We start from the raw sequence: 20,071 nt of genomic DNA, 5'->3' as shown, positions 1-20,071 counted from the left end.
GGATTGCTTCGCTGCGCTCGCAATGACGCGTCGAGAGCGTTTCATCAAGGGCAGACGACTCGCGGAGAGTCCCCCTCACCCGGAATTCAAACTGCGTTTGAATTCCGACCTCTCCCCGCAAGCGGGGAGAGGTGAAAGAGGCAGCGTCGGCACATGGCTGCATTCCGCTACGCGGGACATCGCGCGATTGCGTTCGTGCCATTCGGCACGTAGCCTTGCACCTTCAACAAACAGAAAATTCAGCCGGAGAGAACACCATGGCGCGCCTGAAGTTCGGAGCCTTTCTTGCCCCGCATCACCCGATCGGAGAGCATCCCATGCTCCAGTTCCGGCGCGATCTCGACCTGGTCGAGCAGCTCGATGCGCTCGGCTATGACGAGTTCTGGTGCGGCGAGCATCACTCCTCCGGCTGGGAGATGATCGCCTCGCCCGAAATGTTTCTGGCCGCGGCCGGCGAGCGCACCAAGCGGATCCGGCTCGGCACCGGCGTGGTGTCGCTGCCCTATCATCATCCCTTCAACGTCGCCCAGCGCATGGTGCAGCTCGATCACATGACCGGTGGCCGCGCCATCTTCGGCTCCGGTCCGGGCGCGCTCGCCTCCGATGCGCATACGCTCGGCATCGATCCGATGACGCAGCGCGACCGCCAGGACGAAGCCATCGGCGTGATCCGCCGCCTGTTCAACGGCGAGCGCGTCACGGCGAAGAGCGACTGGTTCACCATGAACGACGCCGCGCTGCAGATCCTGCCCCTGCAGGAGGAGATGCCGTTCGTGGTGGCCTCGCAGATCTCGCCCTCGGGCATGACGCTTGCCGGCAAATACGGCATCGGCATCATCTCGCTGGGGTCGATGACGACGCAGGGCCTGATGTCGCTGCAGCAGCAATGGCAGTTCGCCGAAGACGCCGCGAAGAAGCACGGCACCAAGGTCAATCGCGCCGACTGGCGCGTGCTCCTGACCTTCCACATCGCCGAGACCCGCGAGCAGGCGCGGCGCGAAGCCGGCGCCGGACTGATGCGCTGGCACAACGAATATACTGTCGGCACGCTGCAGCGGCCGGGCCTCACCGCATTCTCCTCGCCGGATGAAGCCGTGGACAAGACCGCCTTCGTCGAGGGCGCCGCCTCCACCATCGGCACGCCCGACGATCTCGTCAAGACCATCAAGAACGTGATGCAGGTCTCCGGCGGCGTCGGCGCCATCATCGGCTTCGTGCACGACTGGGCCAATCCGGAAGCCACCCGCCGAAGCTGGGACATGGTCGCGCGCTACGTCGTGCCTGAAATCAACGGCTATATCGACGGGCTGCGCAGGTCGCAAAAGTTCGTGATCGAGAACCGCGCGATCTTCGAACGTGCAGGTCAGGCCGTGATGGCCAAGATCATGGAGAACGAGAAGGCCGCCGAGGCGCTGAAGGTGACCGGCCCGGGCCGCGTCGCCATTCCCGCGGTCAATGCGCCCGATCTGCAGAAGGAAGCGGCGAAACGGTAGGCGGCCTGTGTCGTAGCCACAGGGAGGAGTTTAGCGGAGACTGGGAGTGGGAGCTTCGCTCACAACTCCTCTCTGTGGTTATGGATCCCCGCCTCCGCGGGGATGACGATCTGCCCCATGATAGTCTGCCCGCCAAACGACCGTCGCGTCATCCTGCCAGTACTGTGCTATATCGTCATCGGGGTCAGCCATCCGGAGCGATCGTCATGTCGATGCAGAATGTGGCCACGCCTGAGCTCGAATATACCGCGCCGAAGCGCAACGAGCTGACGCACATTCCGGGCGACGAAGGCTGGCCGATCATCGGCATGACCTTCAAGGTGCTCGCCGATCCGAAGGGACATATCGAGCGCAACGGCGCCCGGTATGGGCTTGTCTATCGTACCCATATCTTTGGCGAGACTAATGTCGTGCTGCTCGGTCCCGAAGCCAACGAGCTGGTGCTGTTCGACCAGCAGAAGCTGTTCTCCTCGACCCATGGCTGGAACAAGGTGCTCGGCCTGCTGTTCCCGCGTGGCCTGATGCTGCTCGATTTCGACGAGCACCGGCTGCACCGCAAGGCGCTGTCGGTCGCGTTCAAGTCCGGGCCGATGAAATCCTATCTCAGCGATCTCGACCGCGGCATTTCGGCGCGGGTGGCGGAGTGGAAGACCAGTGCCGGCGAAATGCAGCTCTATCCCGCGATGAAGCAGCTCACGCTCGATCTTGCCGCGACCTCCTTTCTCGGCGCGCAGATCGGGCCGGAGGTCGACGAAATCAACCGCGCCTTCGTCGACATGGTCGCGGCCGCCGTCGCCCCGATCCGCCGCCCCCTGCCGGGCACGCAGATGGCGCGAGGGGTGAAGGGGCGCAAACGCATCATCGCCTATTTCCGCGAGCAGATCCCGCTCCGCCGCGGCAATCACGGCGGTGACGATCTGTTTTCGCACCTCTGCCGCGCCACCCACGAGGATGGCGCGCTGTTGTCCGACCAGGACATCATCGACCATATGAGCTTTCTGATGATGGCCGCGCACGACACGCTGACCTCGTCGCTGACGTCCTTCATCGGCGAGCTCGCGGCCAATCCCGAGTGGCAGACCCGGCTGCGCGACGAGGTGCTCGCACTCGGACTTGCGCGCGGCGCGCCGAGCAGCTTCGACGACCTCGAAAAGATGCCAATGACGGAGATGGCGTTCAAGGAAGCACTGCGGATCAGGCCGCCGGTGCCCTCGATGCCGCGCCGCGCGATGCGCGACTTCTCCTTCAAGGGCTATACGATTCCCGCCGGCACCGCGGTCGGGGTCAATCCGCTCTTCACGCATCACATGAAGGACATCTGGCCGGAGCCTGATCGCTTCGATCCCCTCCGCTTCACCGAAGAAGCCCAGCGCGGCCGCCACCGCTTCGCCTTCGTGCCGTTCGGCGGCGGCGCGCATATGTGCCTCGGCCTGCACTTCGCCTACATGCAGGCGAAGTGCTTTGCGCGGCACTTCCTGCAGAACATCGAGGTGTCGCTGGAGCCCGGCTACAAGCCGGACTGGCAGATGTGGCCGATCCCGAAGCCGCGGGATGGGTTGAGGGTGCGAATGAGGGCGGTGTAGTACCGTAGGGTGGGCAAAGCGAAGCGTGCCCACGCATTCTTCGCGATGGAGAGAGTTGGTGGGCACGGCGCGCGAAGAGCGCGCCTTTGCCCACCCTACGGCATCGTTGCTCGTCGCTATATCACGCCTTCCAGTTGTCGCCGGCCAGCGAACACAATTTTGGCATCTTCGGCAAAGAAGACTTCTGCATGGGGAAGCTGATCGAGGAATTCCGCAAGGGCTGGCAGGGCGTGGCGCCGCCATCGCTCGGCCTGAGCATCGCGTTCGCGGTAGCCTGCCTGCTGGTCGCGACCTTGGCGCGCTGGGGTCTCGCGCATGTCCGCCCCGACGTCTACTTCACGCCGTACTTTCCAGCCGTATTCTTTGCAGCCGCCTTCGGCGGCCTTCGGCTCGGGGTCGTGACGGCGCTGGTCGGCGGCGTCCTCGGTGTCGTCGTGAACTTTGGCGACGCCTATGCCGATCGTGCGCGCTTCGCGCTGCTGACGCTCTATTGGGGCGTCTCGGCGCTGACGATCTGGGGCGTCGAGCACTACCGCACGATGCTGGCGGAGCAGCGCCGGATCTCCAGACGCCTGATCGAGGAGGAGGACTATCGCAAGGTTCTGGTCGACGAGTTGCAGCACCGGCTGAAGAACAAGCTGTCGACCGTCCACGCCGTGCTGCATCAGGTGCTGCACGATCAGCCGCAGGTCTGGGCTCGGATCGACCCACGGCTGCGGTCGCTGGCCGCGACCGACGACCTGATCTCGCGGATCGACAAGGCCGGCTGCGACATCCGCGACCTCCTGATCTCGGAGCTCGGCCCCTACGGCCATGTCCGTTTCACCCTCAACGGCGACCGCCTGTTCCTGCCGCCGAAGCTCGCGGTGACGCTGTCGCTGATGTTTCACGAGCTCGCCACCAATGCCGGCAAATACGGCGCGTTCTCCTCCCCGCGCGGCTTGCTGCAGGTGTCATGGACCGTCAGCGACGATCGGCTGACCGTGACGTGGGACGAAACCGAGGGACCGACCGTCGGAGACATCTCGGCGCCCGGTTTCGGCACCAAGCTGTTGAAATCGGCGCTGTCCGCCTTCGACGGCAAGACCGAGATTTCGTATTTGAAGACCGGGCTGCATTGCATCATGCAATGTCGCATTCCCAAGAGCGAATGACAGTGGTTCACCTCTCCCCAGCGGGGAGAGGTCGAATTGCGCAGCAATTCGGGTGAGGGGCCGCGGCACCCAGTGAGACCAGAGCCCCTCACCCGGATCGCATCTTACGATGCGATCCGACCTCTCCCTTCGGGAGGTGGACCACGCCCGGAGCTCACATTCGATCCTATCAATGCCGACGACGCCTCTCGTCGTGCCATAAACGAAAGCGAACCGCGCGCGATGCTCGCGCTTTCACTGGCGCCGTTGACCTTCCGTTAATGACGATGGGCGGCGCGCCTCATTTCGTCGCAAGTTTCTCACAAAACACCCCCGTATTTCTTCGGACCCCTTAACCAAACCTAAGAGGGAACCGAGCATGATCGCGCCCATTGCAAAGGCGCGCTGAAACAACAAGATTCATGAATTCTATGAACGACAATGCATCTCACGGCGCGAATGAAGCCGAACTCGGATTTCTCAAGGAAATCGTTAGAATGCTGCCTGCCGGCCTCACCGTGCAGGACGCGCAGGGCGAGCTTCTGCTGGTCAATGACGTCGCGGCGTCCCAGCTCGGCATCGACGGCAGCCGCCCCTCGCCCGATCTCGCACCGCGCCGCGAAGCCTGCCAGCAAGCATTGAAGTCCGGCCAGTCCGTCGTCTCCGAGGAGGCGTTCAACGACGGAGCCGCACGCCAGGTGCTGCTGACCACTCATCGACCGGTCCGCCTCGCCGGACGCGAGCTGCTGATCTCGGCGTCCTCCGACATCACCGAGCAGAAGAATTTCGAGGACCAGCTGTTCCGCTCGGCCTATTTCGACGAGCTGACCGGACTGCCCTCGCGCCGCGTGATCGAGCATCGCGCCAATGGCCTGCTCGCGCGCGACCGCGCGGGCGAACGATTTGCGCTTGCCTTTCTCGACGTCGACAATTTCAAGCACATCAACGACTATTACGGCCACGCCGTCGGCGACGCGCTGCTGGTCGAGCTGTCGAAGCGGCTCGGGCGGGACTTGCGCGATTCCGACATGCTGTCGCGCATCTCGGGCGACGAATTCCTGCTGCTGCTGTCGCCGATCCAGAGCCAGGAGGAAGTCGCCGAGTTCATGCAGTCGACGCTGGAGCGGCTGACCGCGCCGTTCTTCATCGACAATTCGGAAGTGTTCGCCTCCACCTCGGTCGGTATCAGTCTCTATCCCGATCATGGCCGCAATTTCGAGACGCTGCGCCAGAATGCCGATATCGCGATGTATCGCATCAAGAACAACGGCAAGGGATCGGTAGCCTTCTTTGATTCCGGCATGGAGCGCGAGGCCCTGGCGCGGATGAAGATCGAGCAGTCGCTGCGGCTCGCCATCCTCGAAAAGCGCTTCTGCTGCGCGTTCCAGTCCAAAGTCGACATCCGCACCCAGGCCGTGAAGGGCATCGAGGCCCTGGTGCGCCTGCGCGACGACGAGGGCGTGATCCAGGCGCCGGGCTCGTTCATCAATCTCGCCAGCGAGCTCGGCCTGATCGACGAGCTGACCCATCTCGTGCTGGCCGAGATCGTCAAGTCGATCGACCTGATCAACGACACATTCGGCGCGGAAGCGACCATCAGCATCAACGTCGCCGCCAAACAGGCCGACAACCCCGAATTCATGCGCAGCTTTGCGCAGGCGCTGGAGGACACCGGCTTTCCGCAACGCTTCATGATCGAGGTGACCGAAGACGCCTTCGTCGCCAAGAATCACTTCCAGAGCGAGATCCTGCCGATGTTCCGCAAGCTCGGCGTCGGCATCTCCATCGACGATTTCGGCACCGGCTATTCGTCGCTGTCGGCGCTCGCCGACATCACCGCCGACGAGATCAAGATCGACCGCTCCTTCATCACCGACATCCATAAGCGGCCGCGCAGCCAGGGTATTCTGCGCGCGATCGAATCCCTGAGCGAAGCGCTCGGCATGACTGTCATCGCCGAAGGCCTCGAATCCTACGAGGAACTCGCCTATCTCCAGGCCGCGACCAAGATCCGCTACGCGCAGGGCTATTACTTCGCCCGGCCCATTTTCCTCGAAGAGCTGAAGCTCGCCACCCCCGCCTCGAGCGAGTCCCGCGCCAGCGTGTCGGCGCGTCCGGCGCAGCAGAACCGCCAGGGCTATTCGCGGGCGAGCGGGTATCGAAGGTAGCGGCCCGCGACCACCGCTGTCATCCCGGGGCGCGCAAGGCGCGAGCCCGGGATCCATAACCACGGGCGGCAGTTGCTGTGCGAGATGCCCACTCCGAGTCTTCGCCAAACTCCTCCCTGGGGGTATGGGTCCCGGATCGGCGCGCGCTTGAGGCGCGCTTGTCCGGGACGACGACCGAGTGTGCGGCGCGGGCTTCTGCGTTGACCCCGCCATACCGATTCTCCTTTGAAATCACAGCCCTTTTGGTAAATACACAGGCTGACCTCCCCGAGGCGCGCCATGCCCCACATCTCCCCCGACGTCAGCGATCCCGCCTATGTCCGCGCGCGGGCGATGGTGACGCTGTTCGAGCGGCTGGAGCGTCTGTGCGAGGGCGCCATTGCGATCGACCGCGCCGGGCGGGTGATCTACGTCAACGAGAAATATCTCGCGTCGCTCGGCCTCAAGCACGTATCGGAGGCGATGGGACGTCCGATCGAGGAGGTCATCCCCAACAGCCTGATGCGCAAGGTGGTGGAGACCGGCGAGCCGATCCTGCTCGACATCATGGAGCTCGGCGGCGAGCAGCTGGTCGTGACGCGCATGCCGATCGAGGACGAGAGGCACAACGTGATCGGCGCGATCGGCTTCGTGCTCTACGATCATCTCGAAAGCCTCAAGCCGCTGCTGGCGCGCGTCGCGCAGCTCGAGAGCGACCTGCGGCTGGCGCGGCGGCAATTGTCGAATGCCCGCGCGGCGCGCTTCACGTTCGCCGATTTCGTCGGCACCACGCCTGGGATCGCCCAGGCCAAGGAGCTCGCCGGCCGCGCCGCCCGGCAGAATGTCACGGTCCTGCTCACCGGCGAGACCGGAACGGGCAAGGAGATGCTGGCGCAGGCCATTCACAACGCCTCCTCCCGCGCCGAGAAGCCGTTCGTCAGCGTCAACGTCGCCGCGATCCCCGACACGCTGATCGAATCGGAATTTTTCGGCACCGCGCCCGGTGCCTATACCGGCGCGGATCGCAAGGGACGCGAGGGAAAGTTCCGGATTGCCGACGGCGGCACGCTGTTTCTCGACGAGATCGGCGAGATGCCGCTGCAATTGCAGGCCAAACTGCTGCGCGTGTTGCAGGAGCGCGAGATCGAACCGCTCGGATCGGACAAGATCTCCAAGGTGGATGTGCGCGTCGTCGCCGCCACCAATGTCGATCTGCGCAAGCGCGTCAGCGACGGCGCGTTCCGGCCCGACCTCTACTACCGTCTCAACGTGCTCTCGATCGATTTGCCGCCGCTGCGCGACTGCCTCGACGATCTTCCCGAGATCAGCGCCCGGCTGCTTGAGGACATCAGCGCCTCCGGCGATTATATCAGCGCCAAGATCACGCCGAGCGCGCTGTCGGCGCTCGCGCGCTACGACTGGCCGGGCAATGTCCGCGAGCTTCGCAACGTGCTGGAGCGTGCGTTGATCCTGAGCGATTCCGGCCGGCTGACCGGCGACGATTTTGCCCGCATCCTCCCCGTCGGCACGGATTCGAGGCCGGCTGCGACGGCACGGGCCGCCGGCATCGTGGTGCCCTATGCCGAGGCCGAGGCGGAATTCGAGAAGCACACGCTCGAACAGGCGCTCGCCGCCAGCAATGGCCAGATCTCGGAAGCCGCCAAGATGCTGCGCATCTCACGCGCGACCTTCTACAAGAAACTCGCCAAATTCGGTCTCGCCTCGGGAGCGACGTCCGTCTGAGTTTCGAGACTGATCTTGTCTGGAGTCTCGGATTCCTGACACGGCTCGGAACGCTTCCTTTCCTGCGTTGAGTGGAAATTGCCGGCTTTTCAGCCAGTTTGCGCAATCGAAGCGCAACTGGCGCGGACCTTGCTCTTCGCTTTTGCACAATGACGCATGCTGCACATGCGCATTCGCAACCAGGGAGGACGCAAGATGAGTGAAGCGATCTCAGTCCATCGGCTTCCGACGAGACAGCCCTCGCACGTCACGGTCGCCACCGCGAGCCTGATCGGCACGGCCATCGAGTGGTACGATTTCTTCCTTTACGGCACGGCCGCCGCGCTGATCTTCAACAAGCTGTTCTTTCCGACCTTCGATCCGATGATGGGTACGCTGCTGGCGTTCGCGACCTACGCGCTCGGCTTCATCGCGCGCCCGCTCGGCGGGGTCGTGTTCGGCCATTACGGCGACAAGATCGGCCGCAAGACCATGCTGTATCTGACGCTGCTGATCATGGGGGCGGCGACCGCGGCGATCGGCTTCCTGCCGACCTACGAGACCGCCGGCATCGGCGCTGCGATCCTGCTCGTCACCTGCCGCCTGGTGCAGGGCTTTGGCTTGGGAGGCGAATGGGGCGGCGCCGTGCTGATGGCGGTCGAGCATGCGCCGGAGGACAGACGCGGCTTTTACGGCAGCTGGCCGCAGCTCGGGGCGCCGCTCGGCCTCGTGCTCGGCACGCTGGTGTTCTCGGTGGTCTCGGCGATGCTGACGGACGCGCAGCTCTATGCCTGGGGCTGGCGCATCCCGTTCCTGTTCTCGATCGCGCTGGTGCTGGTCGGCCTGTGGATCCGCTTCACCATCGCGGAATCGCCGGAGTTCCAGAAGGTCAAGGACGCCAAGCAGGACGTCAAGATGCCGATCCTCGAGGCGATCAGGATGTACCCGAAGAACATCCTGCTCGCGATGGGCGCGCGCTTTGCGGAGAACGGTTTTTTCTACATCTACGCCACCTTCGTGCTGGCTTATGCCACGCAATCGCTCGGCATGAACAAGCAGGACATGCTGAACGGCGTGCTGATCGCAGCCGCGATCGAGACCTTCACCATTCCGGCCTTCGGCGCGCTCTCCGACAAGGTCGGGCGACGGCCGATCTACATCTTCGGCGCGGTGTTCTCGGCGCTGATGTCGTTCCCGCTGTTCATGCTGCTGGCGACCAGGAACCCGCAACTCGCCTGGATCGCGATCGTGCTTGGCCTCGCGGTCGGGCATGCGGCGATGTACGGCCCGCAGGCGAGCTTCCTGTCGGAGCTGTTCGGCACCAAGGTGCGCTATAGCGGCGTCTCGCTCGGCTACAACCTCGCCTCGATCTTCGCCGGCGCGCTGTCGCCGCTGATCGCGACGGGCCTGATGACGGCCTATGCGCCCGCGACCTGGCCGATCTCGCTCTACATGATCGCCCTCGCGATCATCACCGTGGTCTCGGTCTATTTCGCCACCGAAACGCGCAAGGTCGGCTAGCGCCAAGCGCGCTGAATGACGGAGCGGCCATCGAACGGCCGCTCCTGACAAGCTCAACAGGGGAGAACACGCCGTGAGCCAGCATCCCGCCTTGGCTTACCTGCCCAATTCCGAGAAGGGCAAGATCGTCACCGCGACCGAAGCCGTGATGCTGATCCGCGACGGCGACACGGTCGCCACCGGCGGCTTCGTCGGCATCGGCTTTGCCGAGGAGATCGCGCTGGCGCTGGAAGAGCTCTATCTGGCGAGCGAGGGCGATGCGCCCTACACGCAAGGCAAGCCGCGCAATCTGACGCTGGTCTATGCCGCCGGCCAGGGCGACGGCAAGCATCGCGGCCTCAACCATTTCGCGCATGAGGGCCTGGTCCGCCGCGTGATCGGCGGGCACTGGGGGCTTGCGCCAAAGCTTCAGCAGCTCGCCATCGCAAACCAGATCGAGGCCTATAATCTGCCGCAGGGCGTGATCACGCATCTGTTCCGCGACATCGCCGCACGCCGGCCGGGCCACGTCAGCCGTGTCGGCATGGGCACCTTCGTCGACCCCCGGCACGGCGGCGGCAAGCTGAATGCACGCACCACCGAGGATTTGGTGGAGCTGATCACGCTGCGCGGCGAAGAATGCCTGCTCTATCGGACCTTCCCGATCAATGTCGGGATCATCCGCGCCACGACAGGCGATCCCGACGGCAATCTCACCATGGAGAAGGAGGCGCTGACGCTGGAAGCGCTGGCGATCGCCATGGCCGCGCATAATTCCGGCGGCATCGTCATCGCCCAGGTCGAGCGGGTCGCCGAGAGCGGCAGCCTCAATCCGCGCCAGGTCAAGATCCCCGGCGTGCTGGTCGATTGCGTCGTCGTCGCCAAACCCGAGCATCACTGGCAGACCTTCGGCACGCCGTATAATCCTGCCTATTCGAGCGAGATCAGGGTGCGCGCGACGTCGTTGCCGGTGATGCCCTTGAGCGAACGCAAGATCATCGCGCGCCGCGCCGCCTTCGAGCTGAAGGCCAACAGCGTCGTCAATCTCGGCATCGGCATGCCCGAAGGCATCGCCTCCGTCGCCAATGAGGAGCGCATCATCGACCTCATCACGCTCACGGCCGAGCCCGGCGTGATCGGCGGCATTCCCGCAAGCGGCATCGACTTTGGCGCCGCCATCAACACCCAGGCCGTGATCGATCAGCCCTATCAGTTCGACTTCTATGACGGCGGCGGCCTCGACGCCGCCTTCCTCGGGCTCGCCCAGGTCGATCGCATCGGCAATCTCAATGTCAGCAAGTTCGGGCCGAAGCTTGCCGGCGCCGGCGGCTTCATCAATATCAGCCAGAATGCCAAGGAGGTGGTGTTCGTCGGCACCTTTGCGGCCGGCAAGCAGCGGATCGCGGTCAATGACGGACAGCTCGCCATCGTCGAGGAGGCGAAGTCGCGGAAATTCGTCGAGAAGGTAGAGCATGTCACCTTCAGCGGCACCTTCGCCGCCGCGCGCGGACAGCGCGTGCTGTACGTGACCGAACGCTGCGTGTTCGCGTTACGGCCCGATGGACTCGAGCTCAACGAGGTCGCGCCCGGCATCGACATCGAGCGCGACATCCTGCGCCTGATGGATTTCAAGCCGCTGATCCCGCGCGATCCTGCCCCCATGGATGCGCGCATCTTCCGCGAAGGCCCCATGGATCTGCGCGAACGGCTGCTGACCATCCCGCTCGATCAGCGCTTCACCCTCGATGAGGAGCAGAACCTGTTCTTCGTCAATCTGGAGCGCTATCCGCTGCGCAGCAAAGCCGAGATCGACGCGATCGCGCGCATCGTCGAGGCCAGGCTCACCCCACGTGGCCGCAAGGTCTACGCCATCGTCAATTATGACAATTTCTCGATTCTGCCGGAGCTGCTGGACGACTATTCGGCCATGGTGCGCAGCCTGGTCGACCGCTTCTATGTCGGCGTGTCGCGCTACACCACATCGGGCTTCCTGCGGATCAAGCTCGGCGAGGCGCTGGAGCGCCGCGGCGTCGCCCCGCATATTTTCGAGAGCGCGGACGAGGCGCAGTCGGACTGGCGGCAGGTCGAGGGCGCGCCTCCCCGGTCCGGCCCCGCGCCCACTGCGCGGCAGGCTTAAAAATGATGCATGCTCATAGGCCGATCGAGTCAACCGGAAGGTTGGATTGCAATGTTCGCTTTGTTGTGCAAATCGCTGTTGCCGAGAAACGTTAATCAGGAGGGACCACCGTGCGCCGATCGCTCATCATAACAACAACCATGCTCGCGCTTGCCGCGGGCGCCGCCGCCCGGGCGGACGACCTCAAGGTCGCGCTGATCTACGGCAAGACCGGTCCGCTGGAAGCCTATGCCAAGCAGACCGAGACCGGCCTGCAGATGGGTTTTGAATATGCCACCAAGGGCACCATGACGCTCGATGGTCGCAAGATCGTCATCATCACCAAGGACGACCAGGGCAAGCCGGATCTTGCCAAGGCCGCGCTCGCGGAAGCCTATCAGGATGACAAGGCCGACATCGCCATCGGCACGACCTCGTCGGCCGCGGCGCTCGCCATTCTCCCCGTCGCGGAGGAGAACAAGAAGATCCTGATCGTCGAGCCCGCGGTCGCGGACCAGATTACCGGCGAGAAGTGGAATCGCTACATCTTCCGCACCGCGCGCAATTCGTCGCAGGACGCGATCTCGAACGCCGTCGCGATCGGCAAGCAGGGCGTCACGGTCGCGACGCTGGCGCAGGACTATGCCTTCGGCCGCGACGGCGTCGCCGCCTTCAAGGAAGCGCTGGCCAAGACCGGCGCGACGCTCGCCGCGGAAGAATACGCGCCGACCTCCACCACCGACTTCACCGCAGTCGGCCAGCGCCTGTTCGACGCGCTGAAGGACAAACCGGGCCGCAAGGTGATCTGGGTGATCTGGGCCGGCGCCGGCAATCCGCTGGCCAAGCTCCAGGACATGGACCCGAAGCGCTACGGCATCGAGCTCTCCACGGGCGGCAACATCCTGCCGGCGCTCGCCGCCTATAAGGGCCTGCCCGGCATGGAAGGCGCGACCTATTACTACTACGACATCCCGAAGAATCCGGTGAACGACTGGCTGGTCGCCGAGCACCAGAAGCGCTTCAACGCGCCGCCGGACTTCTTCACCGCGGGTGGCTTTGCCGCCGCGATGTCGGTCGTGACCGCCGTCACCAAGGCGGAGTCGACCGACACCGAGAAGCTGATCAATGCGATGGAAGGCATGGAGTTCGACACGCCGAAGGGCAAGATGGTCTTCCGCAAGGAGGATCATCAGGCGCTCCAGAGCATGTATCACTTCAAGGTCAAGGTCGATCCGAACGTCGCCTGGGCCGTGCTCGAGCCGGTGCGCGAGCTGAAGATCGAGGACATGGACGTTCCGATCCGCAACAAGCGGTGATCTTTCTTGCTTCACCTCTCCCGCTTGCGGGAGAGGCCGGGAGAGGGCTCCCACCTCTTGGGGGTCCTCGCCCAGAGGAGACACCCTCTCCCCAACCCTCCCCCGCAAGTAGGGGAGGGAGCGCAGCACGATCCGCGGTTAGATCCTCGTCTCTTATTCACCAGACTGTCCATGACGCTTTCCCTCGAGACCCGCGACCTCACCATCCGCTTCGGCGGCCATGTCGCGGTCAACAATGTCAGCTGTACGTTCCGCCCGGGCGAGCTCACCGCCATCGTCGGGCCGAATGGCGCCGGCAAGACTACTTATTTCAATCTGATCTCGGGCCAGCTACGCGCCTCCAGCGGCAGCATCCTGTTCGACGGCACCGACATCACCCAGCATTCCGCGCCGCTGCGGACCCGTGCGGGTCTCGGACGCGCGTTTCAGCTCACCAATCTCTTTCCAAACCTGACGGTGGAAGAGAACGTCCGCCTCGCCGTGCAGGCGGCCAACGGCACCCATTACGACATGCTGCGGCCCTGGATGGTCCGCCGCGACCTGATCGCGCGCGCCGACAGCATCCTCGACCAGGTCGCGCTCGGCAACCGCCGTGGCGTCGCCGCAACTGCGCTGTCGCACGGCGACCAGCGCAAGCTCGAGGTCGCGCTGATGATGGCGCTGGAGCCCAAGGTGTTCATGTTCGACGAGCCGACCGCCGGCATGAGCATCGACGAGGTGCCTGTGGTGCTGAACCTGATCGCACAGCTCAAGCAGGACAAGAGCAAGATCATTCTCCTCGTCGAGCACAAGATGGACGTGGTGCGATCGCTCGCCGACCGCATCATCGTGCTGCATAACGGCCAGCTCGTCGCCGACGGCGGACCTGCCGAAGTGATCGCCTCGCCGATCGTGCAGGAAGCCTATCTCGGCGTCGCGCCCAAGAACGCCGCACAGAACGCTGCAGGGAGCGCCGCATGACCGACCTGCTCAAACTCTCCGGCGTCCACACCCATATCGGGCGCTACCACATTCTCCAGGGCATCGATCTCGCCGTGCCGCAGGGGCAGGTCACCATGCTGCTCGGCCGCAACGGCGCCGGCAAGACCACGACGCTGCGCACCATCATGGGCCTGTGGCAGGCTTCCGCAGGCGAGATCACGCTCGGTGGGATGCGCATCGAGAGCCGCGCCACGCCCGACATCGCCCGGCTCGGCGTCGGCTATGTGCCCGAGAGCATGGCGGTGTTCTCCGACCTCACGGTGAAGGAAAATCTCGTCCTCGCCGCCCGCGACGCAGCCATGGACGACAAGCAGCTCGACTGGATCTTCGGCTTCTTTCCCGCGCTGCGCCGGTTCTGGCTGTCGCGCGCGGGAAGCCTCTCCGGCGGGCAGAAGCAGATGCTGTCGATCGCGCGCGCCATCATCGAGCCGCGCAAGCTGCTGCTGATCGACGAGCCGACCAAGGGGCTGGCGCCCGCGATCGTGATGGCGCTGATCGAGTGCCTGAAGGAGATCAAGCGCAAGGGCGCGACCATTCTCCTGGTCGAGCAGAATTTCTTTGCCGCCCGCGAGCTCGGTGACAGCGTGCTGGTGATGGACAACGGCACCATTGTCCATCGCGGCGAGATGGCGGCCCTGGCCGCCGACGTGCCGCTGCAGGAGCGGCTGCTGGGCCTGAGCCTGGAGGCACATCAGTGACTGAACTAGCCGCATCAGATCCGCTGCCGAAGCCGAAGCGCGACATCGCACCGATCCTGCTGCCGATCGCGCTCGCGCTTGTCATGATCCCGCTGGTCGGCTCGCCCTCGACCTGGCTGACGCTGACGGCCGCAAGCCTCGCCATGGGCATGATGATCTTCATCATGGCCTCCGGGCTCACGCTGGTCTTCGGCCTGATGGACGTGCTGAATTTCGGCCATGGCGCCTTCATCGCAGTCGGCGCCTATATCGCCACGCTGGTGTTCGCGCCGTTCGCAGCCTCGGTGCAGGCGGATTCGCTTCTGGTGAACCTTGCGGTGCTGGCGCCGGCGGCGCTGCTGTCGATGGCGGTCTCCGGCGCGCTTGGCCTCGTCGTCGAGCGCGTGCTGATCCTGCCCGTATACGGCCAGCATCTGAAGCAGATCCTGATGACGACGGGCGGCCTCATCGTTGCCGAACAGACGCTCTATGCGCTGTGGGGGCCGCAGATCATCCCGATGCCGCTGCCGGCCTCGCTGCGCGGCTCCTTCATCCTTGGCGACGTCGCGATCGCCAAATATCGCGTGCTGGCCATGCTGATCGGGCTTGCCGTCTTCATCGCGATCCAGCTCGTGCTCAACCGCACCAAGCTTGGCCTGTTGATCCGCGCCGGCGTCGAGAACCGCGAGATGGTCGAGGCGCTCGGCTATCGCATCCGCCGCCTGTTCCTCGGCGTGTTCATGACGGGATCGGCGCTTGCCGGCCTCGGCGGGGTGATGTGGGCGCTCTATCGCGAGCAGGTCCACGCGTCCATGAGCGACGAGCTCACGGTCCTGATTTTCGTCGTCGTCATCATCGGCGGCCTGGGATCGATCGGCGGCTGCTTCATCGGCGCAATCCTGGTGGCGATGGTCGCCAATTACGGCGGCTTCCTGGTGCCGAAACTCGCCCTCGTGTCCAACATCCTGCTGATGGTCGCCATTCTGATGTGGCGGCCGCGCGGCCTTTATGCGGTGACCAGCCGATGATGATCCTGTCGGGCGACCCGCCGCGGAGCCGCGTGCTCACGCTCATTCTCGTGGTCATCATTCTGGCGCTGGCGGCGACGCCGTTCCTGTTCCCCGGTGCCAAGGCGCTGAATGTCGCGGCCAAGATCTGCGTCTTTGCCGCGCTGGTCGCCTCCTACGATCTGCTGCTCGGCTATACCGGGTCGGTGTCGTTCGCGCACACCATGTTCTACGGCATCGGCAGCTACGCGATCGCGATCACCTTGTATGGCATGGGACCGAACTGGGCGGCGGTGGCCACCGGCATCGTCGTCGGCCTGCCGCTTGCCGCGCTGCTCGCACTCGCCATCGGCCTGTTCTCGCTGCGCGTCGCCGCGATCTTCTTCGCCATGATCACGCTCGCGGTCGCCTCCGCCTTCCAGGTGTTGGCCTCGCAGCTCTCCTGGCTGACCGGCGGCGAGGACGGACGCAGCTTCCAGCTGCCGGAGTTGCTGCGCCCCGGCACGGTGCTGATCTCCAAGAACCTGTTCGGCTTCGAGATCAACGGCCGCATCCTGACCTTCTATCTGGTGTTCGCCGTCTCGGCCCTGATGATCCTCGCGCTGCTGCGCGTGGTGAATTCGCCGTTCGGGCGCGTACTGCAGGCGATCCGCGAGAACCGCTTTCGCGCCGAAGCGCTCGGCTTCCGCACCGTCTTCCATTTGACCTACGCCAACTGCCTCGCCGCGCTGGTCGCCGCCGGCGCCGGCATCCTGAACGCGTTGTGGCTGCGCTATGCCGGCCCGGACACCTCGCTCAGCTTCTCGATCATGCTGGACATCCTGCTCATGGTCGTGATCGGCGGCATGGGCACGATCTACGGCGCGATCATCGGCGCCACGATCTTCATCCTGGCCCAGAACTATCTGCAGTCGCTGATGGGCGTCGCCTCCAAGGCGGCCAGCGAAGCCGGCCTGCCGCTGCTGCCGGGGCTGCTTCATCCCGACCGCTGGCTGCTCTGGCTCGGTCTGCTGTTCATTGCCAGCGTGTATTTCTTCCCGAGCGGCGTGGTCGGACGGCTGCGCCATGGCGGCGGCAAGAACGCTGCCTCCTCGCATTAAGCTTCGATTAACGATGCAGCGCAGCGCGTCGTTGAGACGACGCGCAACCGGGACGGGACGCTGGCTCGGCTCCCGCTTTGCTCGACATCCGTATAAGTGCGCAACCGGCTTAATCCATGAGTAACCGGCTTTCCTAAGCATTGCGCCATCTGTCCGTAGTATTTCTGCTCGTCCAGGGGAGTGGGATGCGCCAGATTTTTTCCGGGATGGCAGCTGCGATGGTCCTGGCCGCGAAAGGCGGCTGGGACGCTGCCATGCGGCGCGGCCCGGTGCTGTGGCTGACCCTCTCGGGCGCGTTGCTGGTCGCCGGCATCTTCGCCGTGACCGCCATGGCGGTCGGCGAGTTTCGCGAACGCACGCTGATCAATCGCGAGCGCGAGCTGGAAAACACCGTGCAGCTGATCGCGCGGCACTTCGATCAACAGTTCGAAGATTCCGACGTCGTCGCGGCCGACCTGATCGGGCAAATGCACCTGCCTGAGATCACCTCGCCGCAGATGTTCCGCGAGCGCATGTCGGGGCCGGAGGCCAACCGGATGCTGAGGGGCAAGACCAGCGCCGTGTCCTATCTCGGCGATATCGCGATTTATGACGTCGACGGCGACCTGATCAACTGGTCGCGAGCGCAGCCGCTACCCAAGATCAACATCGTCTCGCGCGCCTATTTCCAGACGTTCAAGACCAATCCGATGTCGGAGCCGGTCCTGTTGGAATCCGTGCGCAGCTTCCTGATCGGCAAGTGGACCACGATCGTCGCGCGCCGGCTGACCCTGCCCGACGGCACCTTCGTCGGCGCGATGGTCCGGCGGATCGATCCCGACAGCTACCAGCAGTATTTCGCGTCCGTGGCCCTTGCCGAGGGCACCGCGATCTCGCTGTTCGACCGCGAAGGCAAGATGCTCGCCCGCTATCCGAACAAAGAGGAGCTGATCGGCAAGAGCTTCAAGGATGCGCCGCTGATGCAGAAGGTGCTGACCAAGGGGGGCCAGCAGACGCTTCGCATCAAGAGTGTGATCGACGGCGATGAACGCCTCGGCTCGGCGGCGTCGCTGACGCATTTCCCTCTTATCATCATCGTCACGAATACGACGACGGCAGCGCTCGCAGACTGGCGCCAGCAGACCGGCTTCATGGTCACGACCGCGGCGCTTTCGGCGGTCGTCATCGCGCTGATGCTCTATCTGATCATTCGTCAGATCAACCGGCAGAACCGCGACGCTCAAGAGCGCCTGGAGGCGGAGCGGCTGCGGCTCGACACCGCGCTGAACAACATGTCGCAAGGTCTGATCCTGTACGACGCCGCGGGATATATCGTCACCTGCAACCGTCGCTATGCCGACATGTTCGGCCTCTCCCACGACGTCATCAAGCCCGGCTGCCACATCCGCGAAGCGATGTATCATCGCAAAGAGCGCAACGCGTTCAGCGGCGACGTTGAAGCATTTTGCGCCGAGGTCATGAGGATCGTCGCCGAAGGCACGGTTTCGACCAGAACTCACCAGCTGCCCAATGGCCGCGCGTTCCAGGTCATCAACACCCCTCTTGCCCAGGGCGGATGGGTCGCCACGATCGAGGAGATCACCGAGCGGCGCAATCTGGAGCAGGAGCGCGACCGCAATTACACGTTCCTGCGCGAGATCATCGACCACATCCCGTCGCAGATCACGGTGAAGGACGCCCGGACGCGGCAATATCTGCTGCTCAACGGAGTCGCGGAACAGCTGTTCGGCCAATCTCGACAAGACATCGTGGGCAAGACCGCTTTCGACATCTTCCCCGAGGCGTCCGCTGCCCGCATAACCGAAGATGACGACAACGCGCTGAAATCGACCACGGGCTTGTTCAAGGACGAGCATCCCTGGCATATGCCGGGCATGGGACTACGCTACATCACTTCGAATCGGATCAGCATCTACGACACCTCCGGCGAGCCGCGCTATCTCGTCCACGTCATCGACGACGTTACCGAGCGACGTCGGGCCGACGAGAAGATCGCGCATATGGCGCATTACGACGCGCTGACCGACCTGCCGAACCGCGTGCTGTTCCGCGAGCAGATCGAGCACGAGCTGGAGAAGGTCGCCGGCGGCGCCCAGTTCGCGCTGCTCTATATCGACGTCGACGAATTCAAGGGCATCAACGATTCGCTCGGCCACCATGTCGGCGACGAGTTGCTGAAGGCGATCGCGGGCCGCATTCGCGCCTGTCTCAGGCCCGGCGATCTGATCGCGCGGCTCGGCGGCGACGAGTTCGCCGTGATTCAGAGCGGGATCGAATCATCCACGGATGTGCTGGCCTTCGTGACGCAGATCCATGAAGCGATCCGCCGCCCCTATCACTGCCTCGGCCACCAGCTCTCCACCGACGCCAGCATCGGCATCGCGATGGCGCCGCAGGATGGCACCGATCTCGACCAGCTCGTCAAGAATGCCGACCTCGCCATGTATGGCGCCAAGTCACAGGGGCGCCGTACCTATCGCTTCTTCGTGCCGGAGATGGATGCGAGCGCCAAGGCCCGCCTCTCGCTGGAGCAGGATCTGCGCCAGGCGCTGGTCACCGGCGGCTTCGAGATCCACTACCAGCCGCTGGTCAATCTGCAGACCGGCGCGGTCTCCGGCTGCGAGGCGCTGCTGCGCTGGCGCCATCCCGAACGCGGCATGGTCTCGCCGGCCGAATTCATTCCGATCGCCGAGGACACCGGCCTGATCAACGAACTCGGCGAATGGGTGCTGCGCACGGCCTGCAACGAGGCCGCGACCTGGCCCGCCCACGTCCGCCTGGCGGTGAACGTCTCGCCGGTGCAGCTCAAATGCGACACGCTGGCGCTTCGGATCGCGGGGGCGCTGGCCGCGTCCGGGCTCGAGCCGCGACGGCTCGAGCTCGAGATCACCGAGGCGGTGCTGATCCGCGACGACGAGGCGGCGCTCTCGATCCTGCACCAGCTCCGGTCGATCGGGGTGCGCATCGCGCTCGACGATTTCGGCACAGGCTATTCCTCGCTGAGCTATCTGAAGCGCTTCCCGTTCGACAAGATCAAGATCGACCGCTGCTTCGTCGCCGACATCGCCGATGCCAGCGGCGCGCCCGTGATCGTGCAGGCGGTGGTGAACATTGCCGCCGCCAGCAACATGACGACGGTTGCCGAAGGCGTCGAGACCGAGGCGCAGCGCGAGATGCTGCGCGCCCTCGGCTGCACCGAGATGCAGGGCTACCTGTTCAGCAAGCCGAGACCGGCGGCCGAGGTGCACAGCATGTTCGGCCCGGGCGATGCTTTGCCCGTGGCGGCGGTGGCCTGA

The 20,071-nt window shown here is 64.5% G+C and carries 13 protein-coding genes; all 13 read left to right on the top strand.

Annotation, left to right across the window (positions count from 1 at the left end; genetic code table 11):
- The first annotated feature begins 257 nt into the window (after positions 1-257).
- The 13 genes from G8O24_RS22050 (at position 258) to G8O24_RS21990 (ending at position 20,071) form a co-directional block, all read left to right on the top strand.
- Positions 258-1,493 (top strand): LLM class flavin-dependent oxidoreductase, encoded by a 1,236-nt coding sequence (locus tag G8O24_RS22050; protein ID WP_188102970.1) that lies wholly within the window; start codon positions 258-260, stop codon positions 1,491-1,493.
- A 206-nt stretch (positions 1,494-1,699) separates the two neighbouring features.
- Positions 1,700-3,076 (top strand): cytochrome P450, encoded by a 1,377-nt coding sequence (locus tag G8O24_RS22045; protein ID WP_188102969.1) that lies wholly within the window; start codon positions 1,700-1,702, stop codon positions 3,074-3,076.
- Between the two features lie 188 nt (positions 3,077-3,264).
- Positions 3,265-4,230: a sensor histidine kinase gene (locus G8O24_RS22040; protein ID WP_188102968.1), complete on the top strand. Its 966-nt coding sequence runs from the start codon at positions 3,265-3,267 to the stop codon at positions 4,228-4,230.
- Between the two features lie 410 nt (positions 4,231-4,640).
- Positions 4,641-6,377: a putative bifunctional diguanylate cyclase/phosphodiesterase gene (locus tag G8O24_RS22035; RefSeq protein ID WP_188102966.1), complete on the top strand. Its 1,737-nt coding sequence runs from the start codon at positions 4,641-4,643 to the stop codon at positions 6,375-6,377.
- Positions 6,378-6,656: 279 nt separating this feature from the next.
- Positions 6,657-8,099 (top strand): sigma-54 interaction domain-containing protein, encoded by a 1,443-nt coding sequence (locus G8O24_RS22030; RefSeq protein ID WP_188102964.1) that lies wholly within the window; start codon positions 6,657-6,659, stop codon positions 8,097-8,099.
- Positions 8,100-8,294: 195 nt separating this feature from the next.
- On the top strand, positions 8,295-9,599 hold the full coding sequence (locus tag G8O24_RS22025; protein WP_244645947.1) for an MFS transporter: 1,305 nt from the start codon (positions 8,295-8,297) through the stop codon (positions 9,597-9,599).
- Positions 9,600-9,672: 73 nt separating this feature from the next.
- On the top strand, positions 9,673-11,715 hold the full coding sequence (locus G8O24_RS22020; RefSeq protein ID WP_188102960.1) for an acyl CoA:acetate/3-ketoacid CoA transferase: 2,043 nt from the start codon (positions 9,673-9,675) through the stop codon (positions 11,713-11,715).
- A 110-nt stretch (positions 11,716-11,825) separates the two neighbouring features.
- Positions 11,826-13,010, top strand: a complete 1,185-nt coding sequence (locus tag G8O24_RS22015; RefSeq protein ID WP_188102958.1) for a substrate-binding domain-containing protein — start codon at positions 11,826-11,828, stop codon at positions 13,008-13,010.
- Positions 13,011-13,181: 171 nt separating this feature from the next.
- Positions 13,182-13,970, top strand: coding sequence for an ABC transporter ATP-binding protein (locus tag G8O24_RS22010; protein WP_188102956.1), 789 nt, complete (start codon positions 13,182-13,184; stop codon positions 13,968-13,970).
- Positions 13,967-14,689: an ABC transporter ATP-binding protein gene (locus G8O24_RS22005; RefSeq protein ID WP_188102954.1), complete on the top strand. Its 723-nt coding sequence runs from the start codon at positions 13,967-13,969 to the stop codon at positions 14,687-14,689. Before G8O24_RS22010 ends, G8O24_RS22005 begins: the two co-directional genes overlap by 4 nt.
- Entirely contained in the window at positions 14,686-15,696 is a 1,011-nt protein-coding gene (locus G8O24_RS22000; RefSeq protein ID WP_188102952.1) for a branched-chain amino acid ABC transporter permease, read from the top strand. Before G8O24_RS22005 ends, G8O24_RS22000 begins: the two co-directional genes overlap by 4 nt.
- Entirely contained in the window at positions 15,693-16,775 is a 1,083-nt protein-coding gene (locus G8O24_RS21995; protein WP_188102950.1) for a branched-chain amino acid ABC transporter permease, read from the top strand. The genes G8O24_RS22000 and G8O24_RS21995 overlap by 4 nt, the downstream gene beginning before the upstream one ends.
- 185 nt (positions 16,776-16,960) lie before the next feature.
- Positions 16,961-20,071 carry a bifunctional diguanylate cyclase/phosphodiesterase gene (locus tag G8O24_RS21990; RefSeq protein ID WP_188102948.1) on the top strand — a complete coding sequence of 1,037 codons (3,111 nt, stop codon included), beginning with the start codon at positions 16,961-16,963 and terminating at the stop codon, positions 20,069-20,071.

This window comes from Bradyrhizobium campsiandrae (assembly GCF_014529705.1).
GTDB lineage: Bacteria > Pseudomonadota > Alphaproteobacteria > Rhizobiales > Xanthobacteraceae > Bradyrhizobium > Bradyrhizobium campsiandrae.
The sequence above is the reverse complement of the archived record's forward strand: the minus strand, read 5'-3'. Positions and strand labels throughout refer to the sequence as shown.